The organism is Hymenobacter terricola, from assembly GCF_017921975.2.
GTDB lineage: Bacteria > Bacteroidota > Bacteroidia > Cytophagales > Hymenobacteraceae > Hymenobacter > Hymenobacter terricola.
In genome coordinates this window covers 1-14,737 of record NZ_JAGEMO020000011.1, presented here as the reverse complement: position 1 = coordinate 14,737, position 14,737 = coordinate 1, and the positions used below count along the sequence as shown (strand labels likewise).

The 14,737-nt window shown below is 62.2% G+C and carries 28 protein-coding genes; 6 read left to right on the top strand and 22 right to left on the bottom strand.

The features are described from left to right. From J4G38_RS10530 to J4G38_RS10425, 22 genes are all read right to left on the bottom strand, one after another. Positions 1-1,228, bottom strand: a 1,228-nt coding sequence (locus J4G38_RS10530; RefSeq protein WP_226163342.1) for a hypothetical protein, incomplete at its 3' end; no start/stop codon positions are given. 2 nt (positions 1,229-1,230) lie between these two features. Then, entirely contained in the window at positions 1,231-1,914 is a 684-nt protein-coding gene (locus J4G38_RS10525) for a hypothetical protein (RefSeq protein WP_210516406.1), read from the bottom strand. A 52-nt stretch (positions 1,915-1,966) separates the two neighbouring features. Then, complete coding sequence (locus tag J4G38_RS10520) at positions 1,967-2,542, bottom strand: hypothetical protein (protein WP_210516408.1); 576 nt, start codon at positions 2,540-2,542, stop codon at positions 1,967-1,969. A gap of 96 nt (positions 2,543-2,638) precedes the next feature. Further along, a complete protein-coding gene (locus tag J4G38_RS10515) occupies positions 2,639-3,019 on the bottom strand; it encodes a hypothetical protein (protein ID WP_210516410.1) in 381 nt (126 codons plus the stop codon). Beyond that, complete coding sequence (locus tag J4G38_RS10510) at positions 3,016-3,267, bottom strand: hypothetical protein (protein WP_210516412.1); 252 nt, start codon at positions 3,265-3,267, stop codon at positions 3,016-3,018. Before J4G38_RS10510 ends, J4G38_RS10515 begins: the two co-directional genes overlap by 4 nt. After that, positions 3,264-3,485, bottom strand: a complete 222-nt coding sequence (locus tag J4G38_RS10505) for a hypothetical protein (RefSeq protein WP_210516414.1) — start codon at positions 3,483-3,485, stop codon at positions 3,264-3,266. Before J4G38_RS10505 ends, J4G38_RS10510 begins: the two co-directional genes overlap by 4 nt. Next, a complete protein-coding gene (locus tag J4G38_RS10500) occupies positions 3,482-3,751 on the bottom strand; it encodes a hypothetical protein (protein WP_210516416.1) in 270 nt (89 codons plus the stop codon). Before J4G38_RS10500 ends, J4G38_RS10505 begins: the two co-directional genes overlap by 4 nt. Then, positions 3,748-4,014, bottom strand: a complete 267-nt coding sequence (locus J4G38_RS10495) for a hypothetical protein (protein WP_210516418.1) — start codon at positions 4,012-4,014, stop codon at positions 3,748-3,750. The genes J4G38_RS10500 and J4G38_RS10495 overlap by 4 nt, the downstream gene beginning before the upstream one ends. A 38-nt stretch (positions 4,015-4,052) precedes the next feature. Next, the gene (locus J4G38_RS10490; protein ID WP_210516420.1) at positions 4,053-5,405 is read right to left on the bottom strand and encodes a hypothetical protein; all 1,353 of its coding nucleotides are present in this window, start codon (positions 5,403-5,405) and stop codon (positions 4,053-4,055) included. A 291-nt stretch (positions 5,406-5,696) separates the two neighbouring features. Next, the gene (locus J4G38_RS10485) at positions 5,697-5,921 is read right to left on the bottom strand and encodes a hypothetical protein (protein ID WP_210516422.1); all 225 of its coding nucleotides are present in this window, start codon (positions 5,919-5,921) and stop codon (positions 5,697-5,699) included. Further along, positions 5,918-6,178, bottom strand: a complete 261-nt coding sequence (locus J4G38_RS10480; RefSeq protein ID WP_210516424.1) for a hypothetical protein — start codon at positions 6,176-6,178, stop codon at positions 5,918-5,920. Before J4G38_RS10480 ends, J4G38_RS10485 begins: the two co-directional genes overlap by 4 nt. Positions 6,179-6,180: 2 nt before the next feature. After that, positions 6,181-6,423 (bottom strand): hypothetical protein, encoded by a 243-nt coding sequence (locus tag J4G38_RS10475; protein WP_210516426.1) that lies wholly within the window; start codon positions 6,421-6,423, stop codon positions 6,181-6,183. A 19-nt stretch (positions 6,424-6,442) separates the two neighbouring features. Continuing rightward, positions 6,443-6,604: a hypothetical protein gene (locus J4G38_RS10470; RefSeq protein ID WP_210516428.1), complete on the bottom strand. Its 162-nt coding sequence runs from the start codon at positions 6,602-6,604 to the stop codon at positions 6,443-6,445. Positions 6,605-6,644: 40 nt separating this feature from the next. Further along, positions 6,645-8,300 carry a ParB/RepB/Spo0J family partition protein gene (locus tag J4G38_RS10465; protein WP_210516430.1) on the bottom strand — a complete coding sequence of 552 codons (1,656 nt, stop codon included), beginning with the start codon at positions 8,298-8,300 and terminating at the stop codon, positions 6,645-6,647. After that, positions 8,293-8,745 (bottom strand): GNAT family N-acetyltransferase, encoded by a 453-nt coding sequence (locus J4G38_RS10460; protein WP_210516432.1) that lies wholly within the window; start codon positions 8,743-8,745, stop codon positions 8,293-8,295. The genes J4G38_RS10465 and J4G38_RS10460 overlap by 8 nt, the downstream gene beginning before the upstream one ends. A 7-nt stretch (positions 8,746-8,752) precedes the next feature. Beyond that, positions 8,753-9,091, bottom strand: a complete 339-nt coding sequence (locus J4G38_RS10455) for a hypothetical protein (RefSeq protein WP_210516434.1) — start codon at positions 9,089-9,091, stop codon at positions 8,753-8,755. A 3-nt stretch (positions 9,092-9,094) separates the two neighbouring features. Then, complete coding sequence (locus tag J4G38_RS10450; protein ID WP_210516436.1) at positions 9,095-9,361, bottom strand: hypothetical protein; 267 nt, start codon at positions 9,359-9,361, stop codon at positions 9,095-9,097. A gap of 45 nt (positions 9,362-9,406) precedes the next feature. Next, entirely contained in the window at positions 9,407-9,808 is a 402-nt protein-coding gene (locus J4G38_RS10445) for a MerR family transcriptional regulator (protein ID WP_210516438.1), read from the bottom strand. After that, positions 9,805-10,065 (bottom strand): hypothetical protein, encoded by a 261-nt coding sequence (locus tag J4G38_RS10440; RefSeq protein ID WP_210516440.1) that lies wholly within the window; start codon positions 10,063-10,065, stop codon positions 9,805-9,807. Before J4G38_RS10440 ends, J4G38_RS10445 begins: the two co-directional genes overlap by 4 nt. Before the next feature lie 4 nt (positions 10,066-10,069). Beyond that, on the bottom strand, positions 10,070-10,390 hold the full coding sequence (locus J4G38_RS10435; protein WP_210516442.1) for a hypothetical protein: 321 nt from the start codon (positions 10,388-10,390) through the stop codon (positions 10,070-10,072). Next, positions 10,383-10,676 (bottom strand): hypothetical protein, encoded by a 294-nt coding sequence (locus J4G38_RS10430; protein ID WP_210516444.1) that lies wholly within the window; start codon positions 10,674-10,676, stop codon positions 10,383-10,385. The genes J4G38_RS10435 and J4G38_RS10430 overlap by 8 nt, the downstream gene beginning before the upstream one ends. A gap of 43 nt (positions 10,677-10,719) precedes the next feature. Further along, positions 10,720-11,001 carry a hypothetical protein gene (locus J4G38_RS10425; RefSeq protein WP_210516446.1) on the bottom strand — a complete coding sequence of 94 codons (282 nt, stop codon included), beginning with the start codon at positions 10,999-11,001 and terminating at the stop codon, positions 10,720-10,722. A 121-nt stretch (positions 11,002-11,122) separates the two neighbouring features. Here J4G38_RS10425 and J4G38_RS10420 point away from each other — a divergent pair, with 121 nt between their 5' ends. The 6 genes from J4G38_RS10420 (at position 11,123) to J4G38_RS10395 (ending at position 14,604) form a co-directional block, all read left to right on the top strand. Continuing rightward, complete coding sequence (locus tag J4G38_RS10420) at positions 11,123-11,587, top strand: helix-turn-helix domain-containing protein (protein ID WP_210516448.1); 465 nt, start codon at positions 11,123-11,125, stop codon at positions 11,585-11,587. A 28-nt stretch (positions 11,588-11,615) separates the two neighbouring features. Further along, positions 11,616-11,810, top strand: a complete 195-nt coding sequence (locus J4G38_RS10415; protein WP_210516450.1) for a hypothetical protein — start codon at positions 11,616-11,618, stop codon at positions 11,808-11,810. A gap of 21 nt (positions 11,811-11,831) precedes the next feature. Then, positions 11,832-12,407, top strand: coding sequence for a DUF4468 domain-containing protein (locus J4G38_RS10410; protein WP_210516452.1), 576 nt, complete (start codon positions 11,832-11,834; stop codon positions 12,405-12,407). 22 nt (positions 12,408-12,429) lie between these two features. Next, positions 12,430-12,846, top strand: coding sequence for a hypothetical protein (locus tag J4G38_RS10405; RefSeq protein ID WP_210516454.1), 417 nt, complete (start codon positions 12,430-12,432; stop codon positions 12,844-12,846). Between the two features lie 82 nt (positions 12,847-12,928). After that, on the top strand, positions 12,929-13,255 hold the full coding sequence (locus J4G38_RS10400; protein WP_210516456.1) for a helix-turn-helix domain-containing protein: 327 nt from the start codon (positions 12,929-12,931) through the stop codon (positions 13,253-13,255). Positions 13,256-13,266: 11 nt separating this feature from the next. Next, positions 13,267-14,604 (top strand): hypothetical protein, encoded by a 1,338-nt coding sequence (locus J4G38_RS10395; protein ID WP_210516458.1) that lies wholly within the window; start codon positions 13,267-13,269, stop codon positions 14,602-14,604. Positions 14,605-14,737 lie beyond the last annotated feature (133 nt).

Genomic DNA, 14,737 nt, shown 5'->3' with positions numbered 1-14,737 from the left:
GGTTGGCGATGGCGCTGGCCTTGTCCTGTAGGTCGCTCAGGTTGTTGGCCTTGCTTAACAATAGCCCGGCCACGGCTTGCACGAACGCGGTGGTGGCCAGGCGCGTGCTGTTGGTGCCGGCGGCGGGGGTGGGGGCGGTCGGGGTGCCAGTCAGGGCGGCACTGGCCAACGGGGCTTTGGTGGCCACCAACGACGTGAGGGCGCTGCTGGCCGATTCGTCGGTTACGAAACGATTCAGCACCTCCAGGAACGTATCGACGTCGGCCGTCGAGCCGGCCAGCAGGGCGTCGAGGCGGCTGGTCTGCGTGGCCAGTTGCGCGGCCAGGGCGTCGAGCTGCGCGCCGGCGGCTAGTGCGGCCCAGACGTCGGTGCCGCTGCCGGTGTACTCCAGGCACTGCTCGAAGATGGCGGTTTCGGTGTCGTCGTCGTTTTGAAACTTAAAGCGCAGTGCGGCCTGGTTGCCGCCCTGCACGCCTTCGAAGACGAGCGTCGTCGCGCCGGTGCCGTGGTCCTGGAACCCGGAATTGAGCCGCAGGCGAAACTCGCCGGCTGTGCTGCCGGTGTCGGTGTTCTGCTCGTGCTCCAGCACCGAAACCGGGGCAAAAGGCGCGTAGAAGTAATCGGTATCGAGGCCGGTGGGCACCGGGTGCACAAACGAGGCGCTGTCCGCCCGCCACTCCAGCAGGCGCACCACGCCGCCGGGAAACGTGTACTTGAACACGTCGCCGGCCTTGTAATTATGGTCCTCCGGTATCAGCTCGTCGAAGCTGGCCTGCTGTTGCTCCTTGGGGCCACTGATTTGCACCCACTTCGCCGGCACGCGGCTCGTGGTCGTGGGCTCCACGTCGGTCAGGGCGCTCACCAGGCCCTGCGAATCGCGGATGAGCTGAAACGTGACCGGCGGGGCCAGCACGCCCGCACCCGCCGTGGTGGCGTCGGTGCCGTTCAGGGCCACGGCGGTCATGCCCTGCACCAGGTAGAGCGCCGGAATCGTGCCCAGGGCGCTGGTGTTGGGCACCGGGTACGGGCTGCCCTTCACCCGTTTCACGGTCAGCTCCTTCCAGTTGGTGAACACCACCACCATGTCGTTCTTGAACTCCCGAAGCATGGCCTCGTTGATGTTCTGAATGGTGTTGTCGGCAAACTTGCCGTCCCACTTGGTCACAAATTCAGCCGCCGACATCTGCACGTCGGCCGTGCTGGGCGGTTGAGGCGTCGTATTCGCCATGCTTAGTTAATGGTTAGAGCCACCCGAAAGCCGCTGCTGATGATGAGGTCGTGGCCACCGGGCACAATGGCCATGAGGTTGCCCAGCCGGTCGAGCACCCGCACGCCGGTGCCGGGCACGGGGGCCGTCAGGTTGCCCGTGCCGGCGGCGGTGGCCACCAGGAACAGGCCCTTGTAGTAGGGGCCGCGCTCGGGCGTGTCGCCGAGCAGCTGCACGTCGAGGCCGGCGTGGCTGGCGGCGCCCGCGCCCTCCGTGCCCACCAGCAGCTGCAGCCAGGCCTGGCGCGTGCCGAGCAGGCGCAGCTGGCCATCGGCCTGGCGCGCCATGAGCAGCAGGCGGCGCCGGTCGAGCACGTCGAGGCCGCCGAGCACACCGGGCGTGGGCTGCGGGCGCTGCGCCGTCACCTTCACCTGGTAGGTGGTGCCGTGGCGGCCGGTTTTGGCCACCTCGGCCACCTTGAGGGTTTGCTGGGTCAGCTTCAGCTCCACCCAGATGGCGCCGGCGCGCAGGGCCAGGTCGCCGAGCACGGCGCCGTTCACCACCACCGGGTCGAGCACCAGGTCCTCCACCGGCAGATAATACAGGTTGAGGTAGCCGGCCAGCTCCCCGGCCGGCCCCTGCTCAATGGGGTCCAGCGTGCGCGGCGGAATGGGCGTGGCGGGCGGGATGGGGGTCGAATTGGCCAAGGGACAAACGGCGGTTTTTTAGGGACAACTGCTGGAGTAAAAGGGACAACTGCTAGTAAGCCGGCGGGGCCGGAATGGCGTAGCCCGGCACGCCCGGCAGCGGCAGGGCGCGCAGGTCCTTGGTCAGCTGCTTGAGCTGGCCGCCGGCGCTCAGGTGCGCGGCCCGTTCCCGCTTGCGCAGGGCCTTCGTTGTTTTCAGGTAGCGCTTCCACGAGCGGGCCAGCGTGTCGAACTGGACGTCCTCTTCCCGCAGGTCGTACTTGAGCATGAACGTCTCGATGGCGTAGGTCGCGGCGTTGCCCATATCGACCATTAGCTCCACGTAGGCGTGCAGCTCGCCGAAGAGCAGGCCGCGGCAGAATTTATTAAACTGGTACACCGACTTGCCCGTCGGCTCCTTCAGCCCGAATTTCTTGGGGTCGTACAGCCCGTAGTGGACCGTGAACTGCTTCTGGTATTTCTTAATCACCTCGTCGCGCCGCTTGTCGCGCACCGGCCGGCGCAGCAGCTGAAACAGCAGGATGCCGAACGGGTCGTTCTCCGAGAGGAAATACGCCGTGCCGACGTGCTTGTGCAGGTATTTAAGAACGTGAGGCTGTACGGGTAACCAAAGCGGCGTGCTATCCACAGAAGGAGTTGAGTAAATAGGTTTCTTGCAAATTTGTCTAATTATCTAATTACTGCAAAGTACTTGCCAGCAAAGCGTATTTCAAGCTTTTTACGTTCAATTAAAATGTATTAGATGGTCGAGGTTTAACGACTTCTGCTGCACCTTGCCCAGCGGCACGTGCCCGCTCCAGGTGGTGGGCACCACGTAGAGCATGATGGCCACCAGCTCGTCGACGTGCAAGCGGAACTTCACCGGCTTCTGGCGGGGTACGCCCACGTGGCTCAGCTCGCGCTCGTCGACACGCTTCAGCCGCCGGGCCACGCGCTCGAGCGCCGCCAGTGCCGGCACGATGCCCGCCGATTCCACGCGCAGCGAAGCGTTTCGGCTACACAGCCGCACCGTGTTGCGGCGGCCGCAGTCGGCTACGGCCCACCAGAGCTGGCCGGCCTCGCCGCGCTGCAGTTCAATGATTTGGTCGAGGTGAGGCAGTTTCATTCTTCAAACTTTTGTTTGAGTTGCTGCAGCTTTTGATACTCTGGGTCAGCTTCCTTAGCAAGCTGGTCATCTATCTCATTCCAGCCAAGTGGCAATTGTCCATACATGCCTGCCTCGTAGTAGTAAATAGCCGTTCTAATAGCCGAAGCGCCACCATCAGAATAAGAACCTTGGTAACCAGCGGCTTCTTCAGCCCCTCGTGCTTTAGCCTCTAGGCGGGCTTTTATCAGATGCCAGGAATTTTTCATTTTTTGTGGCTGCGCTTGGCAATTAGAATGAGTTGCTGGGAGCCTAGCGCGTCGAGATTGGAAATGCGTTTCGCTAGGTGGTGCTGGCTGATGTAGTAGCTCAGCCCCGCAGCGGTCAGAATGAAAGGATTGATGATTTTGCCGGTTTCACTGACAATGGCCCATCCTTCCTCAAGGCCATTGTATTCAAGCAGGAGCGAACTCGCCAGGTGGTTCATCCGATTTCCAGTAGTCGGTCAGCATGGCCCGGCTCATAGCCGTGCACGCGGGGGTACAAATCGGCCAGTCGGTCATAGCGAGGGGCCCGCTTCACCCGAATATGGGCGAAGGAGTACAGGGTATCAATCTGACCAGGCACCAAATAGCCACAGCGCCGCAAATCCGCCACGGTGTGGGCGCGGGCCTGGCCGGCCGAGGTGGCGAGGTACACCCCGTGCTCGGCGAAGTACAGCGGGTAGCTGAGAAAGGCGCGCAGCTTGCTCATACCCACTGGCCGTTTTTGAGCCGGGCCAGTTCCTGGCCGGTGTGCAGGTCGTAGAGGATGGCCACGTTGATTTTCGGGCCTACGCTTTCGGCGTACCTCTTCAGGCGCTTAATCTCCAGCTCACGGGGGTCGACGGGCGTGTAGCTGGAGGCATTGGGCCGGCCGTGAAAGGTGCGGGAATTGCCGTCCTTGAAGTAAATCAGCAGTTTGGTCGAGGCTTCGGCGATGAGCTTCTGCCCGGCAACGGAAGGGGAATGGGACATGGGGTTGTGAGTATGAGAAGGAGTGGTGGATGAAAAAATCAGGATTTGCCGCCGGCGGCGATGAGGTAGAATTTATCCAGGGCACGGGGGTCGCGCAGGGCCTGCACTTTCTTCAAATGCTTCTGGTACAGCTGCGAGGCGGTGAGCGCCAGCACCCGTTTGCTGGCCGTTTTCAAGCGCCAGCCGCGCATTTCGGCCCCGGCTCTGCGGAGCGTGGTGGCCACGTGGTACTCGTGGCGGCGCACCATCTTGGCGGCCAGCCATTCTTCCGTTTTCACGAAGCCCTGGGTGTTTTCGCGGTCGAAGTAGCCGCGGCCCTTCACAATTTCGGCGTAGGGCGCCGGCAGGAAGCGGCCGGGGTTGCGCTTCAGCCAGTCGGCTACCAAATCCACCCGTTCCAGGGCCTGCTGGTGGTAGAGGCCGTATTCCCGCTCCGTCAGGCCGTCCCGGAAGGCGTTGAACACCCCAAACCAGATGGCGTTCTGGGCCTTGGCGTGCTGCTGCTCGTCGAAGGCCACGTCGGCGTAGAGGTGCTGGCGGGCATAGGCCCAGAGCGACATCACAAATTGCTTCTGGGCGCGGGTTGGGCCGGTTTGCGGCGCTGTGGGCGCGGCGGGGGCTTTTTCCCGACGCTGGGCCCGAGAAAGGTGCCGCGCCCCGGCTGAAGCGGTTTCTGGCGTCAGGCAAGGCGGTTCCGGGTCTTGCTGCGGCCCTGTGTTGCCAGTCAGTGTTGCCTGTGTTGCCAGTTCTGGAGCCGTGGCCTCGTGTGGTAGTAACTTATCCACATGGCTAAGTTCCAGTTTCCCCTGTTCTAGTGTTTCAAATGCTACACTAAGCGGAAATTTTGTCGGCTCACCCTGGAGAATCGAGCCGATTTGCAGGCGGTCCAAATCGTTTTCCCCCGGCATTTCGGGGGTATTCCACAGGTATTTGGGGTTTATCCACAGCTCAAAATCAGCGCGGGTGCCGTGCCAGGCTTTGCGCGTGATGGCCCCCAGCTTCAGCAGCAGGTCGATGTGGGTGCGGATGGTGCGCGAGGAGAGGGTCCGGCGCTTGCCCAGTTGCTTGCAGTTCACCGCGATGGCCGGCACCTCGGGGGCGGCATCGGTGCCGTGCTGGTCGAAGCTGAACCCGGCTTCGCGGTTCTGGCGCTCCAGGGCGCGCACGCTCATGAACACCAGGTCGGTCATCAGGTCCTTCGTGGTGCTGGGCGCGGCCTTGGGCTGCACGAAGTAGCGCTCGGTGTAGGCCTCGCGCACGGTGCCGTCGTTAAGTACGCGCGGCTTGTGGGTGCGGGAGCGCAGTTGCAGCGGCGTGGTGGCGCACTGGGCAGCAAAGTCCTCGTGCCAGAGGCGGCGGGCTTTGGCCAGGGTCAGGGGGAGTGGTAGCATGCGGGGAGGCGTGCGGGAGGGATTGGTGAGGAGAAAATGGTGGCGCGGGCAGGTGGGGCGTGTCTTCCCCCCCTACCCTGCGCCGGAGCTGCAGCTGCAGACCCTGTGCTCCCCGGTCGGCTTCGATGCCGGCGCAATCAGTGGAGGTGGCGAGAGGGGGTGCCAGCAGCCCGATTGCCCTCGAAAAGGCGGGGAGTTTATTAACTAATTGGAAACGTGCGCGGTAGGCAGGACAAACCACGTATCATAAGCCGCCAGAAGTCAAGTCATCCGACAGGTTTATTTCAAGCGCTACAGAATCAAGCGGATGGGAATGGCTGCCACCTCGGGCGATGGGGCTCGCATTTGGAGCAGTTCGCATTCGAACTCGTGCTGCCGGGGCTCGTTTTCATCGACGCCGATGCGGGTGATGTAGCAATGCACCGGAATGCCGCTCTCGGTGGTGCCTTCCCAAATGCGGGCCGGAACGCCGTTCAATTCGACAATTTTGGTGGTGCTCTCCAGGGAAATTCTCATGATGGCAAGTCTTGGGCGGCGGAAGAATTCGGTTCGTCGGGAGTGAAGTGGGTGATGGATTGGGGCGGTGGCTCCGGGCAGCAGCGCTCGATTTCGGCGTGGGCCAGCCAGCGCAGGGTGAACACGGCCTTCTTGCCGACGTTATCGGCCGGCTTCAGCTTGCTCAGCCACTGGAGCACGTCGGCTGCCGGCAGCATCATCTTGGGCCAGGGCACCGTTTCGGCCGGCGGGGTCGGGGAATGAACGTCCGGTGCCATGCTCAGGCCTGGGGCGTTTTGCGCAGCAGGGCCACGAGCAGTGCCCAGAGCACGCCCCCCACGAAGAGCACCACCAGCAGCGCCCACAGCCCCCAGAGCGGCGCCGTGACGGCCCACCAGCTCCAGTGCGCCACGGGCGCCAGGTGCGCCTGCTTGAGCAGCGTCAGTATCAGGAAAAGCAACAGCAGGCCACCCGCCCCGCGAATCAGCAGGACGGTGGGGGTAAGCAAGGGTTTCTGAGCCATGAGCGAAAGGGAAAAAAGGTTAAAGTGAAACGTCGCGGGAAGGTGGAGGAATCGGCAGTGGGGGCAGCGCGGCGCGGCTGATGTGCATGATTTCGTCGATTTGACGACCGAACTCCCGCTCATCAGCCGCGCCGTCTTTGTAGCCGCGTTTATAGGCCCAGCGCAGCAGGCACAGGGACACGATGAAGTTGCCGGCGCAGGAGAGCAGGACGATGAGCCACTCAGGCACTGGCGACCTCCTCTCCTACTGCCTGGCCGTTCACCCGCGCCGCTTTGGCGGCCGCCACTTCCGCATCGAGCAGCTCGGGCGTCCAGCCCTGCGCCGCCGCCAGCCGGGGAATGTGGTTGTCGTACTCCGACGTGTGCCAGCCCACCAGCTCCAGGTCCAGCAGCAGGCTGACCAGCTGCTCCTCGGGCAGCCGCTCCACCTGCTCGGCAATGGCCGATTTTAACTCCGAGCTGTAATGCCGAAGCTCAAAGACCGCCGCCGGGAAAGCGTACCGCTCCACCAGCACCTGCTTCTTGGCTTTGGTGATGGTGTATTCCAGGTCGCGCACCAGCTTTTCGCGCAGCACGGCCGTGCGCAGGTTCGGGTCCGTCAGGATGCCCTCCTGCAGTTTCTGGTAAGCCCGGCGCATTTGCCGGTTCTTGGCCACCGTAGCGGCCTTTTGCTGTTTGGACTCTACCTGTTCGGCCTGCGCTTTTTCCTGCAGCGCGGCCGCCGGGTCGGCCGCCTGGGCCAGCGAGGCTTTCACGAGCACCTGCACGAGTTTGCCGGCCTGGTGGCCATCCATCACGATGGCCTGGCGCAGCCGGCCCGATTGCACGGCCTCCGGCGCGACTTCCTTTTCCGGGTCGAGGCGCTCGTAATCGTAGCGGCTGAGCACGCCGGCGCTCTTCTTGTTCCAGTCGTCGGTGATGCGCACCACCGGGCCGCTGTCGAGCACCTGCTCCACCTCGGCCAGCTGCCGCTCCAGGAAGTTGTGGCACTTGGTTTCGAAGCACGCCCCGTCGAGGCAGCGGTCGGCGCCCATGTCCTGGAAGAGGTACAGCGCGTTGCCGGTGCGCTTCGGGCAGGTGAGGCAGGCCCCGGCGGACGGAAACAGCGTCGCGTCGTCTTTGGGAAAGGCGGCAGTGGCCAGGTTGCGGCTCAGCGAGTCCTTCACCCAGCGGCGCACCTGAGCCGTGTCGTAGCTGCGCTTGCGCACGCCGTCAATTTCTACCCAGTCGCTGTAGTAGCCCGCGTTGAGCGAAACGCCGGCCTGCTCCTGGGCTTCGGCCGGCAGCCGGGCCAGGGCGTGGGCCCCGCCCAGCGGCAGCCGGCCTTCGCGCAGGGCCTGCTGCCAGTCCGGCAACAGCTTCACCAGCTGCGCCCGCTGGGCCACGAAACGGGCCGGCTTGCCCACCCGCAGGCCGATTTCCTCCGCCGAGAAGCTGTTATCCAGCAACTCCGCAAACGCCACCGCCTCATCTGCCGGGTGCACCTTTTCGCGCTGCAGGTTTTCCAGCAGCTGCACCTCCATAAACTCGCGGTCGGTGAGCGGGCGGATGCTGGCCGGAATATCCTCCAGCCCGGCGCGCTGCGCCCCGAAATACCGCCGGTGGCCGGCCGCTAACTGGTAGCGGCCGGCCTGGTCCGGGTGCGGGCGCAGCGTGATGCTCTGCATCACGCCGTAGGCCCGGATGCTCTCCACGAGTTCCAGCATGGCCGGCTCGTCGTAGCTCTGGCGCGTGTTGCGCACGATATCGATGCTGGCCAGCGGCACGTACTGGAGGGCGTGGTGGCCATTCTCCTCAGCCCGCACGGCATCGGCCAGGGCGGCCACGACGTGCGCCGCCGCCGCGCCTGTTAAGCGGTTGGCAGCGCGCTTAGCCACGGGCCACCTCCTTTCCTACTCCTCCACCCGCAATAGCTTGCTGCAGTATCTTCTGCATTTCCACCACAACCGGCGGCAATTTGCCCGTCATGTCAAGCGTCATCAGGTAATCACCGTTTTTGCCCTCCAACTGGTAATACACTACGAAGCCCAGCCGATGGTACATTCGTAACGCCCACATATTATCCGGCTTCACGCTCAGGCTCAGCGCCGATTTTGCCTCCGCATACGTCGCCCGGATAACCGCCTTAATCAGTTCCGTGCCGTAGCCCTTCCGGCGCTGAGTCGGCATGACGTGCAGCCGCATGAGGCAGCCTCCGGGCCGCTCCCAACCCTCCACGTAGCACGAAGCCACAATGCCATACTCATTGAGCAATTCAAAGTGCATATGCGCCGTGCCGTCTACTTCGCGCAACGACTGCAGCAACTCTGTGTTGAGAGGCAAGGAGGCCTTAAGCATTATCCGTCCCCCCTTTCTCCGTGCCGAGCACGGTATTCACGCCGCTCAGGCGACGCTTTAAGGCTTCCAACTCGAAGCGCAGGCCGTTTTCGCGGCCGGCATCGGGTTGCACCTCGCCGTACACGAGGCGGTCCAAATCGTGCGCGGCCACCGCGATGGCTTCGAGCAGCCCCGTGCGCTCCACGCGCAGCTGCTGGCGGCGCAGCGGGTCCGGGGCGGGCAGTTCCGAAACGGGGCGAATGACCACGCCGTGGGCATTTTGCACGGCCAGCAGGAAGGTGGCCATCTGCGGGCTGGCCGGCTGCGAGCAGTAAACGGTGAGGTTCTGCATGGCTTAGGCTTCGCTAGGCACGCTGGAACCATGGGCTTCCGTCACCGCTTCCGCCTCCAGCTCATCCAGCCTGCCCTTGTGGACGGCCCGCAGGGTGATGGCCGTGGCGATGTCCTCCAGCGCGTGCCCGTAGCTTTCGTCTTTCGGGCCGAGCTGCCTGGCGTGGTCGTAGAGGCTGCTGATTTCCGCGTCGCAGAGCCGAATGGCCAAGCGCAGCTGCTTTGGGGTGAGCGCCATGAATTCGGCGATGGTAATGGAGTGAATGGACATAAGCGGTGTGTGAGAAGGGGTTGGTGATGAAAAAAATGAGGATACTTAAGAGGCGATGCGCATCTGTGGCGCATCCAGGGCCAGCGGCGCGGCCTTGGGCGGCGGGGCCGTGGGCGCCGGCAGCGTGGCCAGGTCGAAGGCCTCGCCGCGCTCGTAGGCCAGCAACGCCGGCCAGGGAATGCGGGCCTCCGAGGTGAAGTAGTAGGCCTGCAGCTTGATGTTGTGGGCCGGGTCGTGGGCCAGCTTGGGGTCGCGGCTGGGCTTGCCGGCCTTCAGCCAGCGGCGCACGGTGCCGGGCTGCACGTCCAGGTATTCGGCCAGGCCCTGAATGCTGAAGAGCACCACCGCGGCCGGCGCGGCAGCGGGCGCGGCCGCCTGCTGGTTGCCCAGCAGCACGCGAAACCAGTGGTCGAGGTAGCCCACGGTGGGCAGGTCGTTGGCCGTCATTTGCCTGCAGCTTGAGCCAGCAGGTTTTGCTGGGCGATGAATAGAGAAAGGGCTTTTTCCTCGCTGTATGCCTCGAATTCGACATTCCGAAGCTCCTCGTCCTCATAGCCAAAGCTCATCGTGGCCGTCACCCCGGCCGGGTGCCGGGTCTTGGTGACAATCAGAAAAGGAAAGGCGGCATCCGCCTGCTGTTCAGAATCCTCCAGCTGCACCAGCAGTTGGCCTTGGTTCCAGGAGAATAGTCTGGCGAAATGCATGGCGTTAGGCAGCTTTGCGGGGTTCGGGAAGCAGTAAGCGGAAGTCCTGGCGGCAGTCGCTCCAGTCGATTTCGCGGATGCCGGCGGGCAGCTCGTCCACCAGCCACATTTCGGCCTCGGTGTGGCCGTCCTCCTGCGCCGTGCGCAGGGCCAGCGGCATCGAGCCGTTCACGTACACCGTGAGGTGGCCCGCCTGGTAGCAGTAGCCCAGGATGGGCTCCGGCCGGGCCACGAGCATGGCACCGGCTTCGAAGCCGGAAACCCGCACCCGCTTGCCGGTGGTGGCATCGGTGAGGGAAATCGGGGGCGTGATGAGCTTACCCACGTGCGTAACCGGGGCTAGGCAGGCTCATTTCCTGGTACACCGCCGCCAGCTGCACGCCCAGGTGCCGGGCCCGGCGGTGGCGCTCGACGGCCAGCACAATGGGGGCTTCTTCCTTGAAACGCGGGAGTTCGGCCGCGATTTCGGTGCAGCGACGCTCCAGCTCGTCCAGGGAAGTGAGCTTGACCACGGCGCACGGCAGGTGGTTTTTCACCAGGTCGGCCATGTCGCGGATACAGGCCTTTTTTGGGGCCGGCGTGGGGGTTGGGGGGTCAGTATTGACGTGCATGAGATAGGTGTGAGAAGAATGGTTGGTGATGAAAAAATGGGTACTAAGCGGCCTGACGCTGCATATCCGCAGGCATCAGGAATTCAGGAATCTCAAAATCAGGCATGCTCAGGCGCACCATGGCCACCAGGTCGCGCAAGGCGGAGGGCACTTTTCCCAGCTTCACATTCTGCAGGCCCACGGAGGCCGATTTAAACTCACCGCCCATGCCGGCGCGCACGGCCATGTCGACCGCCCGGTTGGGCAGCTTTTCGCACACCAGCGCCTGCAGCAGGAAGTACTTCTGCTTCTCGGTGGCCGTGCCGTTTAGGAAGTCGTCAAGCATTGTGTTTGCATGGTTTCGGGATAAGCTGCATTACTTAGCTGCCGGAACACGTACAAACTTACGAGAGTACACTCAATCTGTATATCATTTTGAGAAATAAAAACACATTGAGAAGCCAGAAATGGAACAAGTACCTATTGGTCAGAGACTAAAAATCTTAATCCAAGCTCTTGGACTGAAGGTTAGGACGTTTGCCCAGGCATTAAATGTGAGCGAAACGACTGTTCGCAATTATTTAGATCGAGGCTCAAAGCCTAGTTCTGACTTCTTGGAAAGCATAATTATCCATTTTGAGAAGACAAATCCTGTGTTTTTACTCACTGGTAATGGCCAGCCACTATTGGGCATTATTGACACTGGAGTAGCGCCATTTACTACCTCTACAAAAAATAATTCCGGCAATTCCATCGGTGTTAATCACGGCAAAGCCAGCCAGCAGCAGGGCACTGGCCCCACCAGCAGCGAACAGGTGCTGTTGAAAGAAATCGAACACCTCAAAGCCCAACTGGTGATGAAGGACCAGGTGATTGCCTCCAAAGACGAAACCATCGACTTACTCAAGGCCGCGTACGGCCGCCCCAATTAATCCACCAACGCCATTTTTCACCTACCTAATGAAAAAAATCCTCTACCTACTCCTCCTTTCAGGGTGCCTAGCTTCTACCTCCAGCTGCTCCAAAGATGACACCGACCCAAAGTGTGGGTTTTACAACGGCAACCAACTCTATAAGGGCCCGCAGAACGGCTGCTACTACATCAACAGCAGCGGCAACAAGGAGTATGTAGCGCACAGCTACTGCAACTGCTAACCTTTCTAAACCCCTCATTACATGAAACAGCTGCTACTCCTGCTGGCCTTGCTATTGGCCACTCCCCTGGCCCATGCCCAAAAAGTAAAAGAGGACGATTCTCCCCCGACCCTGCCCATCGACCCCGATACCCATCTAGTGACGTACACTGGAGTAGTGGAAGTCCCTGGGACATCGCAGGCCCAACTGTACTCACGAGCTTATGAGTGGGTAGTTAAAAGCTATAAGTCAGCCCCCGATGTACTGCAAATGCAGGATAAGGAGAGCGGCAAAATCATCCTGAAAGGCAATACCCACGCCTTAATTCGCGGCCGCGACGGCGGCATTGTAAACCATACTTTCAGCATCTACCTGAAGGATGGCAAATACAAATACGATGTCACGGATTTTGTTAATGTCAATCCGACGCCGAAAGGCGATTACGGTTTAGGTCACTTCGAGAACGACAAGCCAAGCATCACTATGCCCATGATGAACGGCATCATTCAGAAATCCTGGAACATTCTGCGGCGCAACACCGATGCCGATATCAAAGCCATGCTCGCTGACTTACAAGCCGCCATGACTGTCAAGACCAAGGATAAGAGCGATTTCTAGCCTAAAACCCGACCTACTTACCGTGAAGAAAGCCGTGCTCACAGGTCAGGGCCTTGAAGGCAAACACCCCAAAACCGACCTGGACCGGCAGTTTTTAGCCGCCGCCGCCCAGGCCAAGCAACTCGGCGGCCTCAAGTCCGACCGGGCCCTGAGCCTGGCACTGGGCCGCAATCCCGATTTCATCAACCGGGTGCGCAACGGCTTCCAATCCGCCCCGGCCGAGGCATGGCACGAACTGCTGACCAAGTACCCGGCCCTTGCCGGCAGTGACCAGCAGCAGGCGGCGCTTTATCAAATCGGCAAGACGAGCATTTCTCCCGATGGGAATTTGCTGGAAATTGAAAACAGCTACCTGCGCACGCAATTGGCTGATAAAATCAAAATCATTGAGTTGCAGGACGTCCAGATTCAGTTCTTAAAGTCCCAACTTAAGAAGTAAAAAAAGCCACCCTGATTGGCACAATTTTTCACTTAACCTCAACGCTAATCACCCCCGATATAACGCACTTTCTACCTTCCGTATGGTCTGTCGCGCTGCCGACCGCCTCAGCCACCTCTGCGTGGCCCTCAACCTCACCCTTGCCCAGTTCGCTCACCACATTGGCCTCACCATCCGGCGAGCCAAGCGAGTACTAAAAACCACCCACAAGCCCAGCATTGGCCTCATGGCGCGGGTTCGACGGGCCTTCCCCAACGTCAATCCGGACTGGCTCCTACTAGGCGAAGGCGAGGTTTTCCTCTCGCTCATCGTGGCGCCGGCGGCCAACGCCGGCAACTACATCGGCATCAACTACGGCCACTGCGTGCAGGTCATGCATCCGGCCTGCCACTGCTTATCCCCCAACTAACAAGTACACCCGTGGAAGTCACCCGCCAGCTGCTCGCCGAGCGGGCCGGCAAAAAAGGCCTGGCCCGCATCCAACTCACCTTCTGCTGGGACGGCCAGCGCCTGCGCCTGAGCAGCGGCCAGAAAGTGCAGCCCCAGGACTGGAACGAGCGCGGCCAAAAGGCCAAGGCCAAGCCCAACACCTACCTGGCCGACGTCAACACCGTCCTCGACCACTACACCAACGCCGCCACGGCCGCTGAGCACGAAGCCACCATGGCCGGGCGCCGCCTCGACAAGCCGGCGATGAAGGCCGACATCGAGCGCCGGTTCCAGCTGCTGCTGGCCGGCCCCGACGTGCTGCCGCCCATTCCCGACGTGCCCGCGCCGGCTCAGCGCACCGTGGCCGAGGAAATGGCCCACTGGGTCGAAACCGTGGTGGCGGCCCGCATCTCGCGGCGTACCGGCCTACCCATTAACAAAAAGGTGGTGCAGAACCACCGCCGGGCCGCCGCCGACCTGGCCGCCTACGCCCAGGCCAGCCCGGCGCCGCTCACCTACGACGGCTTCGACGTGCGCTTCAACGAAGCTTTCCGCAACTTCCTGCTCGGCAAGCTCCAGCGCGGGCCCGGCACCTACAACCACTACCTGGGCCTGGTGCGCGCCTTCCTGATTTGGGCCGTGTACGAAGGCCAGCCGGTGTACCGCCGCTTCCGCGAGGCCCTCAAACCCGTCGAGCACCACACCTTCGTCAACTCCCTCACCGAGGCCGAAGTGCGGGCCATCGCCGGCATCGACTTTGAGAGCCCCGCCGTGCGCCAGTACGTGCGCAAGCATTTTCCCGAGCAGCCCACCGCCGGCATCCGGCGCATGATTACCACCGACGAGCACCGGCGGCGCCTGCGCCTCACCCGCGATAAATTCCTGCTCTGCACCTACACGGCCCTACGCATCGGCGACGCCGACGCCCTGAAGCCCGCGCAGCTGCACGGCAACGTGGCCCGAGTAAAGGCCAGCAAAACCGGCGTCACCTGCATCATCCCGCTCGTCGACGACGACGTATTCCAGCCGGCCGCCCTGCTGCGCGCCTACACCGGCGCCGACCCCAAAACCTGCCTGCCCCGCGTCACGTTTCCGTACTTTTACCTGCCGCACGTGCAGCGCCTGGCCGGCATCGAACGGGTGCAGGTGGTGTTCCACCTCGGCCGCAAGACGTTTGCCACGCTAAAAGTCGCGCAGGGCGTGCCCCGCTCCCAGGTGATGATGACCACCGGCCACCAAACCGAGGCCAGCTTCAACCACTACCTGGGCATCAACGAGGCCGAGCTGCTGGACTGGTACCGCCGCACAGCCCGAAAAAGGGTGGCATAAAAGGGTGGCAAACCGCTGATAAAGGTGGCACACCCTGGAATACTTTACATTCAAGAAAGCACAGTGAGCGCCTCCAAAGCCACAATTCCCCGCACCACAGCAGCCCACAGGTATTCTTTGGGCTTCTGGCTGA